The sequence below is a fragment of the Devosia sp. Micro-HW1 genome, from assembly GCF_056341075.1.
Map to the genome: position 1 here is coordinate 1648705 of NZ_CP094375.1, position 18656 is coordinate 1667360.

General features: G+C 63.1%; 24 protein-coding genes. 15 read left to right on the plus strand and 9 right to left on the minus strand.

The window, feature by feature from the left end:
- Position 1: 1 nt before the first annotated feature.
- The 4 genes from xdhC to uraH all read right to left on the minus strand — a co-directional run bounded on the left by xdhC (position 2) and on the right by uraH (position 5184).
- Positions 2-862 (minus strand): xanthine dehydrogenase accessory protein XdhC, encoded by an 861-nt coding sequence (gene xdhC / locus MQW79_RS07830; protein WP_476587830.1) that lies wholly within the window; start codon positions 860-862, stop codon positions 2-4.
- Between the two features lies 1 nt (position 863).
- A complete protein-coding gene (gene xdhB / locus MQW79_RS07835) occupies positions 864-3191 on the minus strand; it encodes a xanthine dehydrogenase molybdopterin binding subunit (RefSeq protein WP_476587831.1) in 2328 nt (775 codons plus the stop codon).
- 172 nt (positions 3192-3363) lie between these two features.
- Positions 3364-4830, minus strand: coding sequence for a xanthine dehydrogenase small subunit (gene xdhA, locus MQW79_RS07840; RefSeq protein ID WP_476587832.1), 1467 nt, complete (start codon positions 4828-4830; stop codon positions 3364-3366).
- 3 nt (positions 4831-4833) lie between these two features.
- Positions 4834-5184, minus strand: coding sequence for a hydroxyisourate hydrolase (gene uraH, locus MQW79_RS07845; RefSeq protein WP_476587833.1), 351 nt, complete (start codon positions 5182-5184; stop codon positions 4834-4836).
- A 167-nt stretch (positions 5185-5351) separates the two neighbouring features.
- On the opposite strand from uraH, the gene MQW79_RS07850 reads away from it, so the two are divergent.
- The 7 genes from MQW79_RS07850 to puuE all read left to right on the plus strand — a co-directional run bounded on the left by MQW79_RS07850 (position 5352) and on the right by puuE (position 9978).
- Positions 5352-6332 (plus strand): LysR family transcriptional regulator, encoded by a 981-nt coding sequence (locus MQW79_RS07850; RefSeq protein ID WP_476587834.1) that lies wholly within the window; start codon positions 5352-5354, stop codon positions 6330-6332.
- A 157-nt stretch (positions 6333-6489) separates the two neighbouring features.
- Complete coding sequence (locus MQW79_RS07855; protein WP_476587835.1) at positions 6490-6813, plus strand: ArsR/SmtB family transcription factor; 324 nt, start codon at positions 6490-6492, stop codon at positions 6811-6813.
- Positions 6810-7037, plus strand: a complete 228-nt coding sequence (locus tag MQW79_RS07860) for a hypothetical protein (protein ID WP_476587836.1) — start codon at positions 6810-6812, stop codon at positions 7035-7037. Before MQW79_RS07855 ends, MQW79_RS07860 begins: the two co-directional genes overlap by 4 nt.
- Positions 7038-7040: 3 nt before the next feature.
- Entirely contained in the window at positions 7041-7490 is a 450-nt protein-coding gene (locus MQW79_RS07865; protein WP_476587837.1) for a DUF1801 domain-containing protein, read from the plus strand.
- 11 nt (positions 7491-7501) lie between these two features.
- Entirely contained in the window at positions 7502-7921 is a 420-nt protein-coding gene (locus MQW79_RS07870) for a DUF1801 domain-containing protein (RefSeq protein WP_476587838.1), read from the plus strand.
- Positions 7918-8346, plus strand: a complete 429-nt coding sequence (locus MQW79_RS07875; protein ID WP_476587839.1) for an SRPBCC family protein — start codon at positions 7918-7920, stop codon at positions 8344-8346. Before MQW79_RS07870 ends, MQW79_RS07875 begins: the two co-directional genes overlap by 4 nt.
- Positions 8347-8559: 213 nt before the next feature.
- A complete protein-coding gene (gene puuE / locus MQW79_RS07880) occupies positions 8560-9978 on the plus strand; it encodes an allantoinase PuuE (protein ID WP_476587841.1) in 1419 nt (472 codons plus the stop codon).
- Between the two features lie 6 nt (positions 9979-9984).
- On the opposite strand, the gene MQW79_RS07885 is transcribed toward puuE, so the two are convergent.
- The 3 genes from MQW79_RS07885 to MQW79_RS07895 form a co-directional block, all read right to left on the minus strand.
- A complete protein-coding gene (locus tag MQW79_RS07885) occupies positions 9985-10107 on the minus strand; it encodes a hypothetical protein (protein WP_476587842.1) in 123 nt (40 codons plus the stop codon).
- Between the two features lie 139 nt (positions 10108-10246).
- On the minus strand, positions 10247-10696 hold the full coding sequence (locus tag MQW79_RS07890) for an SRPBCC family protein (RefSeq protein ID WP_476587843.1): 450 nt from the start codon (positions 10694-10696) through the stop codon (positions 10247-10249).
- Positions 10693-11151 (minus strand): SRPBCC domain-containing protein, encoded by a 459-nt coding sequence (locus MQW79_RS07895; RefSeq protein WP_476587844.1) that lies wholly within the window; start codon positions 11149-11151, stop codon positions 10693-10695. Before MQW79_RS07895 ends, MQW79_RS07890 begins: the two co-directional genes overlap by 4 nt.
- A 51-nt stretch (positions 11152-11202) precedes the next feature.
- Here MQW79_RS07895 and MQW79_RS07900 point away from each other — a divergent pair, with 51 nt between their 5' ends.
- The 6 genes from MQW79_RS07900 (at position 11203) to MQW79_RS07925 (ending at position 15118) form a co-directional block, all read left to right on the plus strand.
- A complete protein-coding gene (locus MQW79_RS07900) occupies positions 11203-11538 on the plus strand; it encodes an ArsR/SmtB family transcription factor (protein ID WP_476587845.1) in 336 nt (111 codons plus the stop codon).
- A gap of 50 nt (positions 11539-11588) precedes the next feature.
- The gene (locus MQW79_RS07905; protein ID WP_476587846.1) at positions 11589-12272 is read left to right on the plus strand and encodes a glutathione S-transferase family protein; all 684 of its coding nucleotides are present in this window, start codon (positions 11589-11591) and stop codon (positions 12270-12272) included.
- 41 nt (positions 12273-12313) lie between these two features.
- Entirely contained in the window at positions 12314-13132 is an 819-nt protein-coding gene (locus MQW79_RS07910; RefSeq protein ID WP_476587847.1) for a bifunctional allantoicase/(S)-ureidoglycine aminohydrolase, read from the plus strand.
- Positions 13133-13135: 3 nt separating this feature from the next.
- A complete protein-coding gene (locus MQW79_RS07915; protein WP_476587848.1) occupies positions 13136-13639 on the plus strand; it encodes an ureidoglycolate lyase in 504 nt (167 codons plus the stop codon).
- An 88-nt stretch (positions 13640-13727) separates the two neighbouring features.
- The gene (locus MQW79_RS07920) at positions 13728-14489 is read left to right on the plus strand and encodes an META domain-containing protein (RefSeq protein WP_476587850.1); all 762 of its coding nucleotides are present in this window, start codon (positions 13728-13730) and stop codon (positions 14487-14489) included.
- Positions 14489-15118, plus strand: a complete 630-nt coding sequence (locus tag MQW79_RS07925; RefSeq protein WP_476588202.1) for a nucleoside deaminase — start codon at positions 14489-14491, stop codon at positions 15116-15118. Before MQW79_RS07920 ends, MQW79_RS07925 begins: the two co-directional genes overlap by 1 nt.
- Positions 15119-15137: 19 nt before the next feature.
- Here MQW79_RS07925 and MQW79_RS07930 read toward each other — a convergent pair whose 3' ends face one another.
- Complete coding sequence (locus MQW79_RS07930) at positions 15138-15260, minus strand: hypothetical protein (protein ID WP_476587851.1); 123 nt, start codon at positions 15258-15260, stop codon at positions 15138-15140.
- Positions 15261-15469: 209 nt separating this feature from the next.
- Between MQW79_RS07930 and otsB the strand changes: the two genes are divergently transcribed.
- Together otsB and MQW79_RS07940 are read left to right on the plus strand one after the other, a co-directional pair.
- A complete protein-coding gene (gene otsB, locus MQW79_RS07935) occupies positions 15470-16282 on the plus strand; it encodes a trehalose-phosphatase (RefSeq protein WP_476587852.1) in 813 nt (270 codons plus the stop codon).
- 60 nt (positions 16283-16342) lie between these two features.
- Complete coding sequence (locus MQW79_RS07940; RefSeq protein WP_476587854.1) at positions 16343-17758, plus strand: alpha,alpha-trehalose-phosphate synthase (UDP-forming); 1416 nt, start codon at positions 16343-16345, stop codon at positions 17756-17758.
- Here MQW79_RS07940 and MQW79_RS07945 read toward each other — a convergent pair.
- Positions 17755-18648, minus strand: coding sequence for a 2-dehydropantoate 2-reductase (locus tag MQW79_RS07945; protein WP_476587855.1), 894 nt, complete (start codon positions 18646-18648; stop codon positions 17755-17757). The two genes, MQW79_RS07940 and MQW79_RS07945, sit on opposite strands and share 4 nt — an antisense overlap.
- Positions 18649-18656 lie beyond the last annotated feature (8 nt).

Here is an 18656-nt window from a genome sequence, read left to right on the forward strand (position 1 = left end):
ATCAGAATCCACTCGCCATCCCCTTTATGGAGGGGATGGACCCGTGCCCGACTGAAGCTTCCCGTCCCCCAATCTGGACCATAACTTCAGCCGCCGCCAGTGCCGCAATAACCGAAGGGCGTTTATCCCCAAGCCCTTGCGCCCCAATCGGTAAAATCAGCCGCTCCAGCGCCCGTCTCTCGCCACCCTGTTCCAGGTACCAGCTGGTGAATTTTGCCCTCTTGGTCTTCGAGCCAACCATGCCGACATAGGGACTATCGCTGCGGGCAAGGGCTTCCTGCGCAATGAGAAAATCCAGCGCGTGGTCATGAGTGAGAATAATGTAGGCACTGCCCATTGGCGCCGCGCGCACCACCGCTTCCGGCATGGCGACCCGGCGATGCGCAATGCCCGGAGGCAGCGCATCGAGTTCCTCCTGACGCGTATCGATGACCTCAAGTTTGACCGGCAGCAGCGCGAGGATCTGCGCCAGAACGCGCCCCACATGGCCGGCCCCGAACACATAAACATGCGCCGCCGACGCCTCTTCGGCGATGGTCTGTGCCATCAGCCTGTCCCGCAGCGCCGCATCGGCATGGCGCAGCCCGACCTTGACCCGCCCCCCGCAGCACTGGCCGATCTCCGGCCCCAGCGGTACGTCCATGGCCTCCTCGGCTCGCCCCTCGGCAATCAGCCGCCGCGCATGGTCGATGACCATATATTCCAGCGCCCCGCCACCGATCGTGCCGAAGATCGCACCAAGCCCCACCAGCATGAACGTCCCCTGCTCGCGCGGAGAAGAACCCCGCACCGAAGTCAGTTCGCACGCAATCGCGTCGGGATTGGCTGCGAAAAAGGCTTCAAGCGCGGCGGAGCTGGTCATGTCAGGAGCCCTTTGCCCCCTTCATTCGCTCTACCCCCATCAGCACCCTCTCCGGGGTGACGGGCGTATCCAGCTGCGGCGCCTTTTTGTAGTCCCCCACGGCAGCCACTGCCATGCCGAGGGCTTCCACCACGCTCATGGCCAGCATGAAGGGCGGCTCGCCCACGGCCTTCGAGCGGCCGATCGTCGGCTCGCGATTGACGCTCCACTCGGCCAGTTTCACGTTGAAGACCGGAGGAATGTCGCTCGCCAACGGAATTTTGTAGGTCGAGGGCGCGTGGGTCCTCAATTGTCCCTTGGCATCCCAGACCAGCTCTTCGGTGGTCAACCAACCCATGCCCTGGATGAATCCGCCTTCCACCTGGCCAATATCGATGGCCGGATTCAGCGATCTGCCGACATCGTGGAGAATGTCGACGCGGTCCACCGTATATTCGCCGGTCAGCGTGTCGATCGTCACTTCGCTGACCGAGGCCCCATAGGCAAAGTAGTAGAATGGATGCCCTCGACCGGTCGCCCGGTCCCAGTGGATTTTTGGCGTCTTGTAGAAGCCGGCTGCCGAAAGCTGCACCCGGTTCATATAGGCCGATGCGGCCAGCTCTGCGAAAGGCACATGCTTGTTGCCCACATCGAGCCCGCCGGTCACCCAGCGGCAATCGACTTCGTCGACCTCGTAAAGCTTGGCCGCATGCGCGATTAGCCGCGCCTTGATCTGCTCGCAGGCATCCCAGGCGGCCATGCCGTTGAGATCGGAGCCCGACGACGCCGCGGTGGCCGAGGTATTGGGCACCTTGCCGGTCGAGGTGGCCATGATCTTGACCGTGTCGAGATTGACCCCGAAGGCTTCGGCCACCACCTGCGCCACCTTGATATAGAGACCCTGCCCCATTTCGGTGCCGCCATGGCTCAGATGAATCGAGCCGTCCTTGTAGACATGCACCAGCGCGCCGGCCTGATTGTACCAGGTGGCGGTGAAGGAAATGCCGAACTTGACTGGCGTCAGCGCAATGCCCTTCTTCAGCACCTTGTTCGCTTTATTGAAGTCCAACACCGCCCGGCGGCGCGCCTGGTAGTCCGACGAGGCTTCCAGTTCATCCACCATCCGGTGAATGACATTGTCTTCCACGCTCTGGTGATAGGGCGTCACATTGTCGGTATCGGTGCCGTAGAAATTGGCCTTGCGGATGTCGAGCGGGTCCTTGCCCAGCGCATAGGCAATGTCCTCGACCCAGCGCTCCGCGGCCATCATGCCCTGCGGGCCGCCGAAACCGCGAAAGGCGGTATTGGAGACGGTGTTGGTGTACAGCGGCTCCGAGCGCACCCGTACTGCCGGATACCAATAGGCATTGTCGGCATGGAACAGCGCCCGGTCCGTCACCGGCCCGGACAGGTCCGAGGAAAACCCGGCCCGCGCCCCATAGACGGCGTCGACGGCAAGAATCTTGCCGCTCTCGTCATAGCCCACGTCATAATCGACCACGAAGTCGTGACGCTTGCCGGTAGCCTGCATGTCGTCGTCACGATCAGGGCGGATCTTGCAGGCACGGTTCCATTTCTTAGCCGCCAGCGCCGCTACCGCCGCAAACAGGTTCCCCTGCGTTTCCTTGCCCCCGAAGCCGCCGCCCATACGACGCACATTGATTGTCACCGCATTGTGGCGAATAGCCAGAACCTGAGCCACCATCAGTTGCACTTCGCTCGGATGCTGGGTCGAGGAATGGATCACCACATCCTCGTCCTCGCCCGGAATGGCGAAGGCGATCTGCCCTTCAAGGTAAAAGTGATCCTGGCCGCCTATGGTGATGGCACCCTTGGCCCGGCGCGGCGCGGCTGCCATTTCGGCTTCCACATTGCCCCGTTCGAGTTTCAGCGGCTCGGTCACAAGCTTGCCGCCGGCCGCCTGCGCCCCGCGCACGTCGGTAAAAAACGGCAGGTCGCGATACTCGATTTTTACCAGATGCGCCGCCCGTCGCGCCGCGTCGCGCGTTTCGGCGATGACGGCGAACATCGGCTGACCCCAGAACTGCACCCTGTCCACGGCGAAGATCGGTTCGTCATGCTTGTGGCTGGGCGACACGTCGTTCTCGCCCGGAATATCCTCGGCCGTCAGCACGCCGATCACACCCGGCGCCGCCTTCACTGCCGCGAAGTCGATCGAGACGATCTCGGCATGGGCGCGGGTCGACAAGCCCAGATAGGCATGCATCGTGCCGACCGGCTCGATCATGTCGTCGATATATTCGGCCGCGCCGGACACATGCTTGGGCCCGCTGTCATGGCGGGTATTGGTGTGCAGCGTGGCGAGGCTGATGGGCGATTGCTTGTTCATGCGCTGTACTCCGCTCTTCCCCTCTCCCCTTGAGGGAGAGGGTGGATCGCGCGCAGCGCGAGACGGGTGAGGGGTGCTGCTTTCACGCCTGACTGAGATGGAAGAGACCCCTCATCCGCCCTTCGGGCACCTTCTCCCTCAAGGGGAGAAGGGAGGTTCTGTGCAAATCCCATCACGCCACCTCTCGCTTGAGCCGCACCGCTTCGCCTTGGCTATCGAGATAGAACCGCTTGAGCAGGTTCTGCGCCGCCAGCAGCCGATAGTCCGCCGAGGCGCGCATGTCGCTGATCGGCTGATAGTCCTCTGCGAAATGGCCGACCACGGCCTCGACGGTTTCCATCGTCCAGGCCTTGCCGATCAAAGCCGCCTCGACCGCCCTGGCCCGCTTGGGGGTCGCCGCCATGCCTCCAAAGGCGATGCGCGCCATGCCGACCGTACCGGCATCATTGACGAACACCCGGAAGGCGCCGCACAGCGCCGAAATATCCTCCTCGCGCCGCTTGGAAATCTTGTAGGTGGCAAAGGTCTCGCCAGCCGGCAGCAGCGGCAGGGTCACGCTCTCGACGAACTCGCCCGGCTGACGGTCCTGCTTGCCATAGGCCAGGAAATAGTCTTCGAGCTTGATTTCGCGTCGATGCTCCCCGCGCCGCAGGCTGAGTTTTGCCCCAAGCGCGATGAAGGGCGGCGGCGTATCGCCAATGGGCGAACCATTGGCGATATTGCCACCAATCGTGCCCATATTGCGGATCTGTTCGCCGGCAATACGGTTCCAGAGCTCGCCCAGTTGCGGAAAACTTGCCGCAATGACCGGCAGCGCCTCGGAATAGGAGACGCCGGCATAAAAGCGCACTTCGCTGTCATTCTCGGCGATGCGCTTCAATTCCTGCAAATGACCGATGAAGATGACCGGCCCGATGGTGCGCATGAATTTCGTCACCCACAGGCCCACATCAGTGGAGCCGGCGACAATCCGCGCTTCGGGGTTGGCCTCATAGACCGCAGCGAAGTCATCGAGCGAGGCCGGAATGATGATGCGCTGGTCGCCGGTCCCGATTTCGACCCGGCGCCCGTCATTGATCGCCTTGATCTTGTCCTTGACCGCAATGCGCTCGGCCCAGAGAGGGTCGCCCTGCGGTTGACCATAGGAAGAAATTGCCTCGGCGGCGCGGATGATCGGCGCATAGCCGGTGCAACGGCAAAGATTGCCCTGCAGTGCCTTTTCGATGGCGGGGCGCGTCGGATTGGGGTCGCGCATCCACAGGCCATAAAGGCTCATGACAAAGCCGGGCGTGCAGAAACCGCACTGGCTGCCATGGTGATCCACCATGGCCTGCTGCACCGGGTGCAACGCACCATTCTCCCCGCGCAGATGCTCGACGGTGACGACATGAGTGCCGTGCAGGCTCCCCACGAACCGGATGCACGCGGTGACCGAGTCATAGATGATCTCGTCGCCCATCAACCGCCCGACCAGCACCGTACAAGCGCCGCAGTCGCCCTCGGCGCAGCCCTCCTTGGAGCCCCGCAACCGGCGCTCGAGGCGCAGCCAGTCGAGCAGGGTCAGGTCGGGCGCTACATCGGTCAGCGTCACCTCTTCGCCATTGAGCAGAAAACGGATGGCATTGGCGACCTCGACCATGTTTCAGCTCCCCCGATATGTCGAATACGCGAAGGGACTGACCAGCAGCGGCACATGATAGTGCTTGTCTTCGGAAATGGTGAAACGGATCGGCACCACATCGAGGAAGGGCGTCTCGATCTCGACGCCAATGCGCTCGAAATACTGACCGACATGGAAGCGGATTTCATATTCGCCATGCTGGAACTGGTCGCTCAGCAGCGGCTGGTCCACGCGTCCATCCGTATTGGTATAGCTGTCCGCCAGGTGATGCGTGTGGTCGCCATGCACATAGTGCAGTTCCAGCCGCATACCGCGCGCCGGAGTGCCATGCATGGTGTCAAGGACATGGGTGGTGAGGGCTCCGCCCGCCATTCGCTGCTCCTTCCGCATGCCGCGCGCTCAACAACATTGGCCTTGTCCGGCCGGGCGGCATGCTCTGATATTCGTTCCCCGTGCAGCACCATAGCACGCATGGGTGCTCTTGATACTCTCAAGTTGGAAGCACTATGCTGCCAATACGGCAACAAAGGAGTGCTGCCTTGGACCCGCGCAACAGCCCCGATCGCCCGCGCGAACACGCGCTTTCAGCCAGTCTGCTGGCCCGTGTCTTTCACCAGCCCTCGCTCCTCTACTTCAACGCCGTGGCTACCCACCTGTCCATCCGCGAGGCGGCGCGCCGGCTCAACGTCGCCTCCTCCGCCGTCACGCGGCAGGTCGCCCAGCTCGAGGACGCCTTGGGCATCGCGCTCTTCCTGCGCGAGCGCAAGCGCCTCCGTCTCTCTCCGGCCGGCGAAATCCTCTTCCGCCATTCCCGCCGCCTCGTCGCGCCCATGGAAGCGGCAGTCTCCGAGATCGAGTTGCTGCGCGGGGTCCGCGCCGGGGCTGTCCGCATTGCCACCGCCGAAAGCGTCGGCCTTTCCTTCCTGCCGCCTCTGATCAGCGAATTTGGCAAGCGCTATCCGCGCCTGACCCTCGATGTTTCCATCATTCCCTCCGCCGAAGTGGTCGAAAGGCTGGTCGACGAGCGAATCGATATCGGTTTCGGCTTCATTGCCAGGCCCCCGCGCCAGGTGGACATCGCCTTCCGGCGCGACGTGTCCATCGGCGCGGTCATGGCGCCCGATCATCCGCTGGCGCAGACGGAGTACCTCACCATGGGGCAATGCCTCAGCCATCCCCTGGCCGTCGGCAAGCCCGAGATTTCCATCCGCGAAGTGATCGAGCCTTTTCTGCGCTCCTCGGCCAGCATCACCCCGCCGCTGGTCGAGGTGAATTCGATCCGCCTGCTGGTCGAGCTGGCATTGGGCGGCCATTATGCTTCGATCATGACGCCGATTGGCGCACAGAACGAGATCGCCGCCGGCCGGCTGGTGTTCCGGCCCCTGAACGATAGTGGTCTGCCCACCAATCGCTTCGGCATCCTCGTCCGCTCCGGCGGGGCCCTGCACCTGGCCCCGGCCATTTTTTTCGACCACGCCAAGGCCTATTTTGAGGGCCTGTCCCTGCCCGGCGCCATCTAGTCCAGCCGTAGAAGGACCAATACACCCAGCCGCTCCCCGACGAAGGCCGGGGGGTCCATGCTGAAGTCGGCCGCAAGGAACGCTGACAGCCGACCTCTTGACATCCATTCACGTTCGGCTATTGATTTGATCCATAGCCAATCATGAATGAATTTCCATGACCGACACTCAGGATGCCCTGTTCCGCTCGCTGGCCGACCCAACCAGGCGCGCCATCTTTGAACAGCTCTGCAAAAAGGGCGAACAGACCGTCGGCACACTGACTAATGCGGCCGGTGTCGCCCAGCCCACGGTCTCAAAACACCTTGCCGTGCTCAAGCAGGCCGGGCTGGTGCAGGACCGTCATGCCGGCCGCCAGACCCACTATTCCGCCCGCGTCGAGGCCCTTGCCCCATTGCTGGACTGGTCCAGGGAAATGACCGGCTTCTGGGAGGCGCGGCTCGATGCCCTCGAAAATTTGCTTACAAGGATAGACCAATGACCTTTTCGCGCTTCAATCGCAGCTTCCACCGCTGGACCGGCATCGTCTTCACCCTGGCGGTCGTCGCCAATTTCGTGGCCATCTTCACCCTGGGCTATGCCAGCGTGCCGCCGCTGGTGACCTATTCGCCGCTGCCGCCGCTGTTTCTCCTCATGTTCTCGGGTCTCTTCATGGCCTTCCAGCACTATTTTGGTCGCCGCCGGGCGCCCGCTGCCGCGGGCTGAACCATGGCTGAAGGAAAAGCAAAAAAGCCCCCGCTCAAGCCCGGTGCTGATGGCATTGTCCGTCTTTCCGGTGGCAATCCGCAGATTTCAAAGGGCTACGGTGACGAGGTCGTCCAGCGCTACATCGCCGCCATGCCAGGCTGGCAGAGCGCCGTCGGCAGGAAGCTCGATACCATCATCGAAAAGACCGTCCCGGGCGTGCAGAAGGCGGTCAAGTGGAACACGCCCTTCTATGGCCTCGAGCAGGACGTCTATTTCGTCAGCTATCACTGCATGACAAAATACGTGAAGGTCGCCTTCCACAACGGTTCGCAGCTCGAGCCCAAGCCGCCCGGAACATCCAGGCAGGCCGCAGTGCGTTACCTCGACATCTACGAAAACGACGTCATCGACGAGGACCAGTTTGCTGACTGGGTGAAGCAGGCCAGCCGCCTGCCCGGCGAGAAATTGTAAGGAGTGAGACCATGACCTTTTCCAAGAACAGCGCCGCCGATCTCGCCACCGGCGCCACCCCCACCCAGCTCATCGACCAGCGCATCGCCGACCTGCCCGACTGGCGCGGCCAGAAGCTCGCAGAATTGCGCAAGCTCATCCATGAGGCGCTGCCCGATGTCGAGGAAGAGTGGAAATGGGGCAAGCCGGTCTGGTCGCACAACGGCATTCTGTGCACCGGCGAGGTCTATAAGGCCGCAGTGAAGACCACATTCCCCAAGGGCGCTTCGCTCGACGACCCCGACCACCTGTTCAATTCCAGCCTCGAAGGTGGCGTCCGCCGCGCCATCGACTTTTTTGAAGGCGAAGCCATCGACGGTCCTGCCTTCAAGGACCTCATCAAGGCTGCAGCCACCGCCAATGGCGAAGCCAGCAAGGGCAAGAAGAAATGACCCCCTCAACCGAAACCCGCACCGTCACAGTCGAGCGCGAAATCCCTCAACCCGTGTCGAAAATCTGGAAAGCGCTGACCACCTCCCACCTCATGTCAGAGTGGCTGATGAACAACGACTTCAGTCCTGTTGTCGGCCACAAGTTCAAGCTGCGCGGCGAATGGGGCGGCGTCCTGGATTGCGAAGTCCTCGCCATCGAACCCGAGCGCACGCTCAGCTACACCTGGGACTTCGCCAATGACGATCCGCTTTACGCCCTCAGGAGCGTCGTCACCTACACGTTGACGCCCATAGCCTCGGGCACGCATCTGCGCGTCGAACAGTCTGGCTTCCACCCCAACCAGAAACAGGCCTTTGGTGGCGCCCATGCCGGCTGGAAGGGCTTTTTGGCCAAGCTCGAAGAGGTCGCCGGACGGCAGGACTAGGCCCATTCTCTCACCGTACACAGTTCCGCCCTCGGGCTCGACCCGGGGGCCAACCTCACCCTTCGCGAACGTGGAGACTGCTCCTCGGGTCAACCCCGAGGACGGGACAGTGGCGTATTGGGCAAAGCGCAAACCGGAAACGCAAGAAGCCTAGCGCCCTCCCCCGCCTTCCGCATACCATTCCGTCTCCCGCCTGAATCGTGAGACCATTCCATGAACCGATATCCCCGCGACATGCACGGCTATGGCCAGACCCCGCCCCATGCCAACTGGCCCGGCGGCGCCCATGTGGCGGTGCAGTTCGTGCTCAATTACGAAGAGGGCGGGGAAAACAATGTCCTTCATGGCGACGCGGCCTCCGAGGCTTTCCTGGTCGACGTGCTTGGCGCCGTGCCCTGGCCCGGCCAGCGCCATGCCAATGTCGAGAGCATGTATGAATATGGCGCCCGCGCCGGCTTCTGGCGGCTGCATCGCCTCTTCACCGAAGCCGACCTGCCCGTCACCGTCTATGGCGTTGCCAGCGCGCTGATGCGCGCGCCGGCGCAACTTGCCGCCATGCAGGAGGCCGGCTGGGAAATCGCCAGTCACGGCCTCAGATGGGTGCAGCACAAGGACATGCCGCCCAGCGAGGAGAAGTTGCAGATCGCCGAGGCCATCCGCCTCCACACCATCGCCACCGGTGCGCGTCCACTCGGCTGGTATACCGGCCGCTCCAGCCTCAATACGGTCGATCTGGTCGCGGAAGCAGGCGGCTTTGCCTACATCTCCGACACCTATGACGACGACCTGCCCTATTGGAAGGTCATCGCAGGCAGCCCCCAGCTCATCATCCCCTACTCCCTCTCGACCAATGACATGCGCTTCGTCACCGGTCCGGGCTTCGACAATGGCGAGGAATATTTCACCTTCCTCAAGGACAGCTTCGACTGCCTCTATGCCGAAGGCCAGGCCGGTTCGCCCAAGATGATGTCCATCGGTCTCCATTGCCGGCTCGTCGGCCAGCCCGGCCGCTATCAGGGCCTGAAAAAGTTCGTCGATTACATAAAGGGTTTTGACAGGGTTTGGGTCCCCACCCGCCTCGCCATTGCCCAGCACTGGGCCCAGGAACATCCCTATATCGCCCCCGAAGTCGTGCCTTCCACGCTCGACAAGGCCGAGTTCGTCGCCCGCTATGGATCGATCTTCGAACACTCGCCCTGGATCGCCGAACGCGCCTGGGAAGCGGAAATGGGGCCGGCCAATGACACGGCTGTCGGCCTGCATTTTTCACTGCGCACCCAGTTCCGCCTGGCGACGCCGGAAGAACGTCTCGCGGTGCTGCGCGCCCACCCTGATCTGGCCGGCAAGCTCGCCGCCGCGAAGCGCCTCACGGCCGATTCCACCGCCGAACAGGCCTCGGCGGGCCTGGACGCCCTCACCGATGTCGAGCGCGAGCAGTTCACCCTGCTCAACACCGCCTATGTCGCCAAGTTCGGGTTTCCGTTCATTATCGCCGTGCGCGACCACACAAAGCTCTCGATCCTGGAAAATTTCGAGAAGCGTCTCGCCAACATGGCCGAGGCGGAATTCACCACCGCCTGCGCCCAGGTGGAGCGCATTGCCTATCTGCGATTGCGGGCGATCCTGCCGTAAATCAGGCTATTCGTCGCGACGGCGGTCAATAGCCCCGTCGTCGCGGTCGAAGCCGAACACCATGCCCAGCACGGCCAGCCAGGGCAAGTTGTGCTGCACCCAATGGTGCGGTGGAACGCCGATACTCAACAACACATGACGCATAATGCCCCAAGCATAGCGCCAACTATTGAAGATTGCGTAACCTTAACCAGGGGTTCACGCCGTCCCGAACGGCACCCGCGGCCGTCGGGATGGATTACGGTCATCCAAAAAACCCATGGGGGCGCTACGAAAAAGTCGCGTCGATCGCCTCCAGCATGCTTTTCCAGGCCCCGGCAGTGCGATCGATATAGTCAGCCCATTCCGCGTCCATCTCATGAGCAATGGCGACGGCACTTCCGCTGCCTTGAGGGCCAATGGTCACGGTGACGAGCGAATTGTCCTCTGCCTCCTCTTCCGGGCTGACAAACCAGGTGAAAGCAATCCGCCCGGGACGCTCCAGCACACGATAATAGCCCCAGGCCTCGGACCCTTCGCGCGTATCTGCCAGGTCGAACCGACCGCCGACAACGGCGTCAGTCTCGACCCGCGTCACCGCAGCGCCGACGTCCCGCGCCTTCAGGTGCCGTTCCATCCACCGCCGCATCATCCCGGCATCGGTCCAGGCGTCATAGACCGCCTCGGGCGAAAGAGTCGCGAATGTGTGTCGCGCCACGGCTGTAACAGTGCTGCTCACTTGTAGAACCCCTCGCGGAAATGGATGCCATGCTCCTTCCACACCCGCATGGCGCAGAGCATGCCGGTCCAGCCCTCGCAATTGCCGAAAGCACCCTTGCGACCGGCATCGTTCTCGCGGAAGCCGGCTTCGTGGATGGAGACCAGTGTGCGGCCATCCTCCAGCCCCTCGAACGTCATGGTGACCGTGGTCTGATAGAGGCCCGCCGGATCGTCATCGGGCGCCGCATCCCAGGTCAGCACGATCCTCTGGTCAGGCACCACCTCCACGACATTGACCGGGAAGGCTCCGGGAAAATCATGAAAGTCCCAGGTCACCACGGCACCGGTTTCCAGCCGCCCGTCGGCGCCGCCAGTGGTGAAATAGGCGGACAATTCCCTGGGGTCGGCAACCGCTTCGAACACCTCATGCACCGGCTTGGCGATCCGCCCGCGCACCGTGAATTCATAACCCATTCCATATCTCCTCGGCTTGACGGTCCACACGATATGTTATAAATATATAACATGTCAAATGACGATGCTGACGACCTGATCTTCAAGGCCTTGAGCCACCGCGTACGGCGGCGCATTCTCGATTGCCTCAAGACCGAGTCACGCACCACCGGCATGCTCTGCGATCTTTTCCCCGACATCGACCGTTGCACGGTCATGCAGCATCTGAGCGTGCTCGAAGAAGCCGGCCTGGTCGTCGCCGAGAGACGTGGCCGCGAGCGCTGGAACCACCTCGACGCCCTGCCCGTCCACGCCATCCACGAACGCTGGATCGGCCCCTATGCTGCTTACGCCGCGTCCATGCTCGCACGCCTCAAATCCTCCACCGGGTCGATGGCCGAACTCTGACTTGCGGGCCGTAGGGCAAGGCGATATGCGCGTGTCACGGGAGGGCCCTCATGTACACACTGTTCGTCGCCAACAAGAACTACTCGTCCTGGTCGCTGCGCCCATGGGTGCTGATGCGCGAGCTCGCCATCCCCTTTACCGAACAGGTCCGCCCCTTCAATGACGGCCCCGACCTCGCCTTCCGAGATGTCTCCCCGTCCGGTCGCTTTCCCTGCCTCGTCGACGGCACGACCACCGTCTGGGATTCTCTCGCCATTGCCGAATATCTCGCCGAGGCCCATCCCCATGTCTGGCCGGCCGACAAGACTGCCCGGGCCTTCGCCCGTTCGGCGGCGGCCGAAATGCATTCGGGCTTTTCCCACCTGCGCAACATCTGCGGCATGAATGTCGGCATCCGGGTCGAGCTGGCCTCGATCCCGAGCGGACTTGCCGCTGACATTGCCCGCCTCGACGCGCTCTGGACCGAAGGCCTCAGCCGCTTCGGTGGCCCCTTTCTGGCGGGCTCCGATTTTACCGCTGTGGACGCCTTCTTCTCGGCGGTTGCCTTCCGGGTGCAGACCTATGACCTGCAGCTCAGCCCCGGGGCCGCTGACTATGCCCGGCGGCTGCTCGCCTTGCCCAGCATGCAGGACTGGTACGCGGCAGCCCTCAAGGAAATCTGGCGCAAGGCGGCTTATGAGAGCGAAGCCCTTGCGGCAGGGCGCATCGTCGCTGATTATCGCGCCACAGCCTGAAGTCGTCCGACACGCGTGTCGGGCATTAGAAACGGACCATCATGGCCTCCACCTACGCCTTGCCTTCCGCCGGTCTGCCCGACCAGATGACTCTTCACACCGGTCGCGCCACCTTCAACGAGGCCTATGCCTTCATGCCGCGCGGCGTCATGCGCGACATCGTCACGTCCTACCTGCCCCATTGGCGCGACAGCCGCCTTTGGGTCATTGCCCGCCCGCTTTCGGGCTTTGCCGAGACCTTCTCGCAATACATCGTGGAAGTCTTCCCCGGCGGTGGCAGCGAGCGGCCCGAGCCCAATGCCGAAGCCGAGGGCGTGCTCTTCGTGGTCGAGGGACAGATGACCGTCACCATTGAGGGCAAGACGCATCTGCTCAAGGAAGGCGGCTATGCCTTCCTGCCCCCGGGCTGCAAATGGAGCCTCGTCAACAAGTCTGCCGCACCGGTCCGTTTCCATTGGGTGCGCAAGCGCTACGAGGTCGCCGAAGGTATCGAGATACCGCCCCCCTTCGTCGCCAACGAGCAGGATGAGCCGATTATCTGGATGCCCGGCACCAACAATACCTGGGGCACGACGCGCTTCGTCGATCCAACCGATGTACGCCATGACATGCATGTCAACATCGTTACGCTCGAGCCCGGCGCGGTCATTCCATTCGAGGAGACCCATGTCATGGAGCACGGCCTCTATGTGCTCGAAGGCAAGGCCGTCTATCGGCTCAACCGCGACTGGGTCGAGGTCGAGGCCGGCGATTTCATGTGGTTGCGCGCCTTCTGCCCCCAGGCCTGTTATGCCGGTCCGCAGCGCTTCCGGTATCTTCTCTACAAGGACGTCAACCGCCACGCGAAACTGCCGTTCTGAGCCATGGCAGATCCGCGCACCATCCATATCGAGCCCCTCAGCGCCGCCGCCTTCGCGCCTTTCGGACAGGTGATCGAGCGCGAGGGAGCGCACCACTATCCCATCAATGCCGGCATGACCGAGCGCTACCACGACCTGGCCCGCATCGAATTGGGGGGCGTGCATGCACGCCCCCTGATCTCGCTTTTTCGTGGCCAGCCCTATGCATTGCCACTGACTCTCAGTCTGGTCGAACGCCATCCCCTGGGCAGTCAGGCTTTCTATCCGCTCTCTGACGCCCCCTGGCTGGTCATCGTGGCCGAGGACGCATCTGGCAGTCCGGTGCGCCTGCGCGCCTTCCGCCCGGCGGCGGGCCAGGGCGTCAACATCGCCATGAATACCTGGCATGGCGTCCTCACCCCGCTCGAGCGTGAAAGCGACTACCTCGTGGTGGATCGGGGTGGCGAGGGCAACAATCTCGAAGAACATCACTTCGAAACGCCATGGACCGTTTCCGGGCGGTCGTAACCGTAAATCGACCGCAGCCTCGCAACCAAATCAGGCTTGGAGTAGTCTTTTGTCCATGCGGCAGCCCGGTATTTGGATGGAGACGAACATGTCCTTGTCGAAAATCGTCGGCGCCATGATGGCGCTTTTCCTTGTCCTCTCTACCCCGGCATTGGCCCAGCCCGTCGTCCTCGACGGCACCGTCACCTATCGCGAGCGCATAGCGCTTCCACAGGATGCCTGGCTCCGCGTCATGCTCGTCGAATTGGGCGACGCCAGCCCCGTCGTTGGCGCCACCGCCAGCATCCCCACCCGCGGACAGGTGCCGATCGCCTTCACGCTCAACGTCCGCAGCGAGGTGGATGCCCATGACGGCGCCCACGGGTTGATCGCCGAAATCAGCTCCGGTGGCCGGGTCCTGTTCCGCAACAATGTGCCGGTGCCGGTGCCCCAAGAGCCCGGCGCCCTGACCGGCATCGTGGTCAATTACGCGCCGCAGCCCATCGTTGACCCCGTTCCCCCACTCCCGACCGCCGACCTGCTCGATACCGTCTGGACCGTCACCAGCATCGGCGGGCGCCCCGTCGTCGGACCCAATGCTTTGACGCTGTCAATCGCGGCAGACCACCGCGCGGGCGGAACGGGCGGTTGCAACAACTTCTTCACCGAAGCCACGCTTGCCGGCGAGAGCCTCAGCTTCGGCCCGGCGGCAGCCACCCGCATGGCCTGCGACGAGACGATCATGGCGCAGGAAGATGCCTACTTCGTCGCTCTGGCCGCCGTCGCGTCATACGAGCATGATGCGCAAGGCTTGCGCCTGCTCGACGCCGCTGGCATTCCGCTTATCGGACTGGTTCGCACCTCGGAGTAATTTGGTTGGAAACTGCCGCTTTGATTTCTCGCCTTCTCGACGTCATCGAGAAGGATATCGCCCCTGTCACATCCAGGGGCGTGGCCCGCGGCAACAAGCTCTTTGGAGCGGCGATCCTGCGCAAGTCCGACCTGTCGGTCGTTGTGGCCGAGACCAATAACGAAGTCGAAAACCCGCTTTGGCACGGTGAAATGCACGCCATCAAGCGCTTCTTCGAACTCCCCGAGGACCAGCGTCCGGCCACGAAGGACTGCGTCTTCCTCGCCACCCACGAGCCCTGCTCGCTCTGTCTCTCGGGCATCACCTGGTCGGGCTTTGACAATTTCTACTACCTGTTCAGCCATCAGGACAGCCGCGACAGTTTCGCCATTCCCTACGATATCCAGATCCTCAAGGCGGTCTATGCCGTGCCGGAGCCGGAAACCGGCACCGTCTCGCCAGACCGCGACCTCTACAACCGGCGCAATGCCTTCTGGTCGAGCCACGGCCTCCAGGACATGATTGCGGGCCTTGATCGCAGCAATCGGGAAGCCCTGCTCGCCCGCGTCGACGATCTCAACGCGCTCTATGCGGACCTCTCCGGCCGCTATCAGAAGGACAAGGGAAACAAGGGTATCCCGCTCGCCTGACAGGCGGGCAGAATATCGTCTAGCGCTGAACCACTGCCGTTTCGGGCAGGAAGTCGCTGCGCGGCGCCTCGGCAAAAGAGGCCGCAAAGGTCAGGAAGCTGATCGACAGGGCGAACAGCGCGGTAAGCAGAAGCTGGGACATGATCTGGAGAACCCTCATTTGACGCCTGGCCGATCTTGGGCTTTGCCCGCCGGCCTTGTTCTCCTTGTAGTCACGCACCGTTGAACCGCCGTCGAATGCCTCATTAATCGAGTGTTCAGAAAGCCTGCTAGGCGCATGGCTGGGTTGAACGAACCTTTCTCTCCCCGTCGCGTTTGACCAATGACCACGATTGGAACCGCGGGGGAACCATGCCCGAACTGACGGAACAGACCGGCGCGTCCGCGCCGCTGCTTGCCATTTTTACCGATTTCGACGGCACCCTTGTCGAGATCGCCGAAACACCCGACGCGGTCGAAGTGCCGACCGAACTCGCAGAGGGTTTGGATCGCGCGGCGCGCGACTTCGACCACGCCTTCGCCGTCATCACCGGGCGCGAAATTGCTGACATTGATCGGTTTCTTTCGCCCCTGCATCTGCCGGTGGCGGGTGCCCACGGCGCCCAGCGCCGTCGTGCCGATGGCACCATGCTCGAACTTGACGAAGAAATCAGCGCCGGCGCTGACGCCATCGCCGCTGCCGTAGCCCCGCTCCTCGATCGCCACCCAGAGCTCATTCTCGAGCCCAAGGACGGTGCCGTGGCCCTGCACTACCGGCAGGCACCCGAGCTGGAGCAGGAATGCCTGATGATAATGCGCGAGGCTATTGCCGATCACCTCGATTTTATCCTCGTGCCCGGCAAGATGGTGATCGAGGCCCGCCCGGCTGGCGTCGACAAGGGGAGCGCCCTGCGCGCCTTCATGCAGGAAGAACCCTTTGTCGGCCGCGTGCCGATCTTCATCGGCGATGACCGCACCGACGAAGACGCCTTTCGCGTAGCCCAGGAACTTGGCGGCATCGGCATCAAGCTCGGGCCGGGAGAAACTGTCGCCCGCATGCGCATCGCCGATGTGGCGTCCGTCCATGCGCTGCTGCGCGGCCTCGCCGAAATGGCTCACCGCCCGGAGGCCGCGGCGGAGGTCGAAGACGAAACGCCCATCCTTTCGGACACAACCGCACATTGACCTGAACGGGGCCGCCATGCGGCCCCTCCCTTTCTAGCCCATCAAGGAGACATTGTCCCAATGAGTCGTATCGTTGTCGTATCGAACCGCACTCCCGGCAAGGGACCCGCCGCTGGCGGGCTGGCCGTGGCCTTGCGAAAGGTACTGAGCGAACGCGACGGCTTCTGGTTCGGTTGGTCGGGCAAGCTGGCCGAGCAGCCCTCTCGCGAGGCCTGGTTCGAGGACATTGACGGGCTGCAGGTCGCGCAGATCAATCTCGCCCGCGATGACCACCACGCCTATTATGCTGGCTTTTCCAACTCCATCCTCTGGCCCAGCTTCCACCTGCGGCTAGATCTGGCCACCATCGAGAGCCATTGGTACGAGGGCTACCGCCGGGTCAATCAGCAGTTCGCCCGCGCCCTGCTCCCTCTGCTCAAGCCCGATGACGTCATCTGGGTGCACGACTATCACCTGATCCCGCTGGCGTCGGAGCTGCGCCAGCTCGGCGCGCGCAATCGCATCGGGTTTTATCTTCACATCCCCTTCCCCACCGCCGATGCCCTCTATGCCATCCCCCATCACGAGGAGCTGATGCGCGACCTCGCACGCTACGACCTCGTCGGCATGCAGGCCAAGCGCGACGTCGCCGCCTTCACCGAATTCGCCGAGCATCAGGCGCCCTCGACCTTCGGCGGCCACAAGGTTCAGGCCATCGACTTCAGCCGCACCGAAATCGACGCCTTTCCGATCGGCTCCGATCCGGATGCCTTTGCCCGGCTTGCCGTCAGTCCCGCCGCCACGAAAATGGTTCACCGCATGAAGCGCGCGCTTGGCGATCAGCGCCTGATCCTGGGGGTCGACCGGCTCGACTATTCCAAGGGTCTGCCGCAGCGGGTTGAAGCCTATGAGAAGCTCCTTGCCAACAATGCCCGCCTGCGCCGCTCGGTCCATATGCTGCAGGTCGCCCCGCCCTCGCGCGATACGATCAAGGAATATCAGGAAACCAGCGACACCCTGGACGCTATCTGCGGCCGGGTCATGGGGCGCTTCGCCGAGCCGGACTGGCAGCCCCTCACCTATGTGAAGCGCGCCTATGGCCAGCCGAGCCTGGCCGGTCTTTACCGGCTCGCCCGCGTCGGCCTCGTCACGCCGCTGCGCGACGGCATGAACCTCGTCGCGCACGAATTCATCGGTGCCCAGGACCCGGACGATCCCGGCGTTCTGGTGCTGTCGCGCTTTGCCGGGGCCGCCGAGATCTTCCCCGAAGCCTTGCTGGTCAATCCGTTCGATACCGACGAAACTGCCGAAGCGCTGCGCATTGCCCTCGACATGCCGCTCGAAGAACGCCAACAGCGCTGGGGCGCGCTCATGGATGCTGCCCAGCACTACAATGTCGACGACTGGGCAATAAACTTCCTCGATCGCCTCGCCCCCAGCACTTTGCGCAAGGCCAGCGCCACCCGCGACATTCTCTATCTGGCTTCGGTGGCCTAGCCCTTCTTCGTCCAAGGGCTGTCCGACGCGCCCAGCAGCGTCACCAGCATCCGGTTATTGGGCGTGGGAATGCCATGTTTCTCGCCCAGCCGCACGATGACGCCATTTCGCGCATCGATCTCCATCGGGTTGCCGGCCAACCGGTCGGCATGCAGCGATCCGCCGACAGACCCTTCCGCCATGGCCTTCATGCTGGTCACCACAGTCTCCACGACGCTCTGCGGCACATCGGCGCCCTCGGCTCGGCCCACGGCGGCGCATTCTTCCGCGAGCCCCCGCACGATGGCTTCGAGGTCATCGGACCACACAGGCCCGGTGGCGCGCAGCGTCAGTGCCGGCACGATGGCGGCACTGTTGCCGGTCAGTTTGATCCAGAGTTGCGACAGGAAATCGACATGCGTCGCAGCCTCGATTTCCGTGTGGTTGAACAGGGCCGCAAAGTCCTCGCCATTGCGCCCGGTCGGCACGGCGATGATGCCATGCCGGCTCTGGGTGATCCGCCCCGGCGCACTGCGCGCTGCCGGCAGGTTGATCATGACGGGCACGAGCCGCGCCGCCGGCACCAGATGCTCGAAAAGGCGCACATGCTCCACCCCATTCTGGATGATCGCCACTCTCGTGCCCTGGGCGCTGAGCGCCTCGATCCAAGGCCTGGTGCTTTCGGCGCTATAGGTCTTGGTGGCAATCAGCACCCAGTCCACCGGCTCAGCCTGGCCCGGATCGGTCAGCACTTTCGGCGTCGCACGGATGGTGCCCTGCGGCGTCTCGACCACGAGATCGGTCATCGGCGTGCGCACGCAGACCGACACGTCGAAAGCCGGGTTCTGCGCCAGCCAGGCGGCAAGCGTTCCCCCGATGGCACCGGGCCCGACAATGGCAATGCTGGTCATGCAACGTC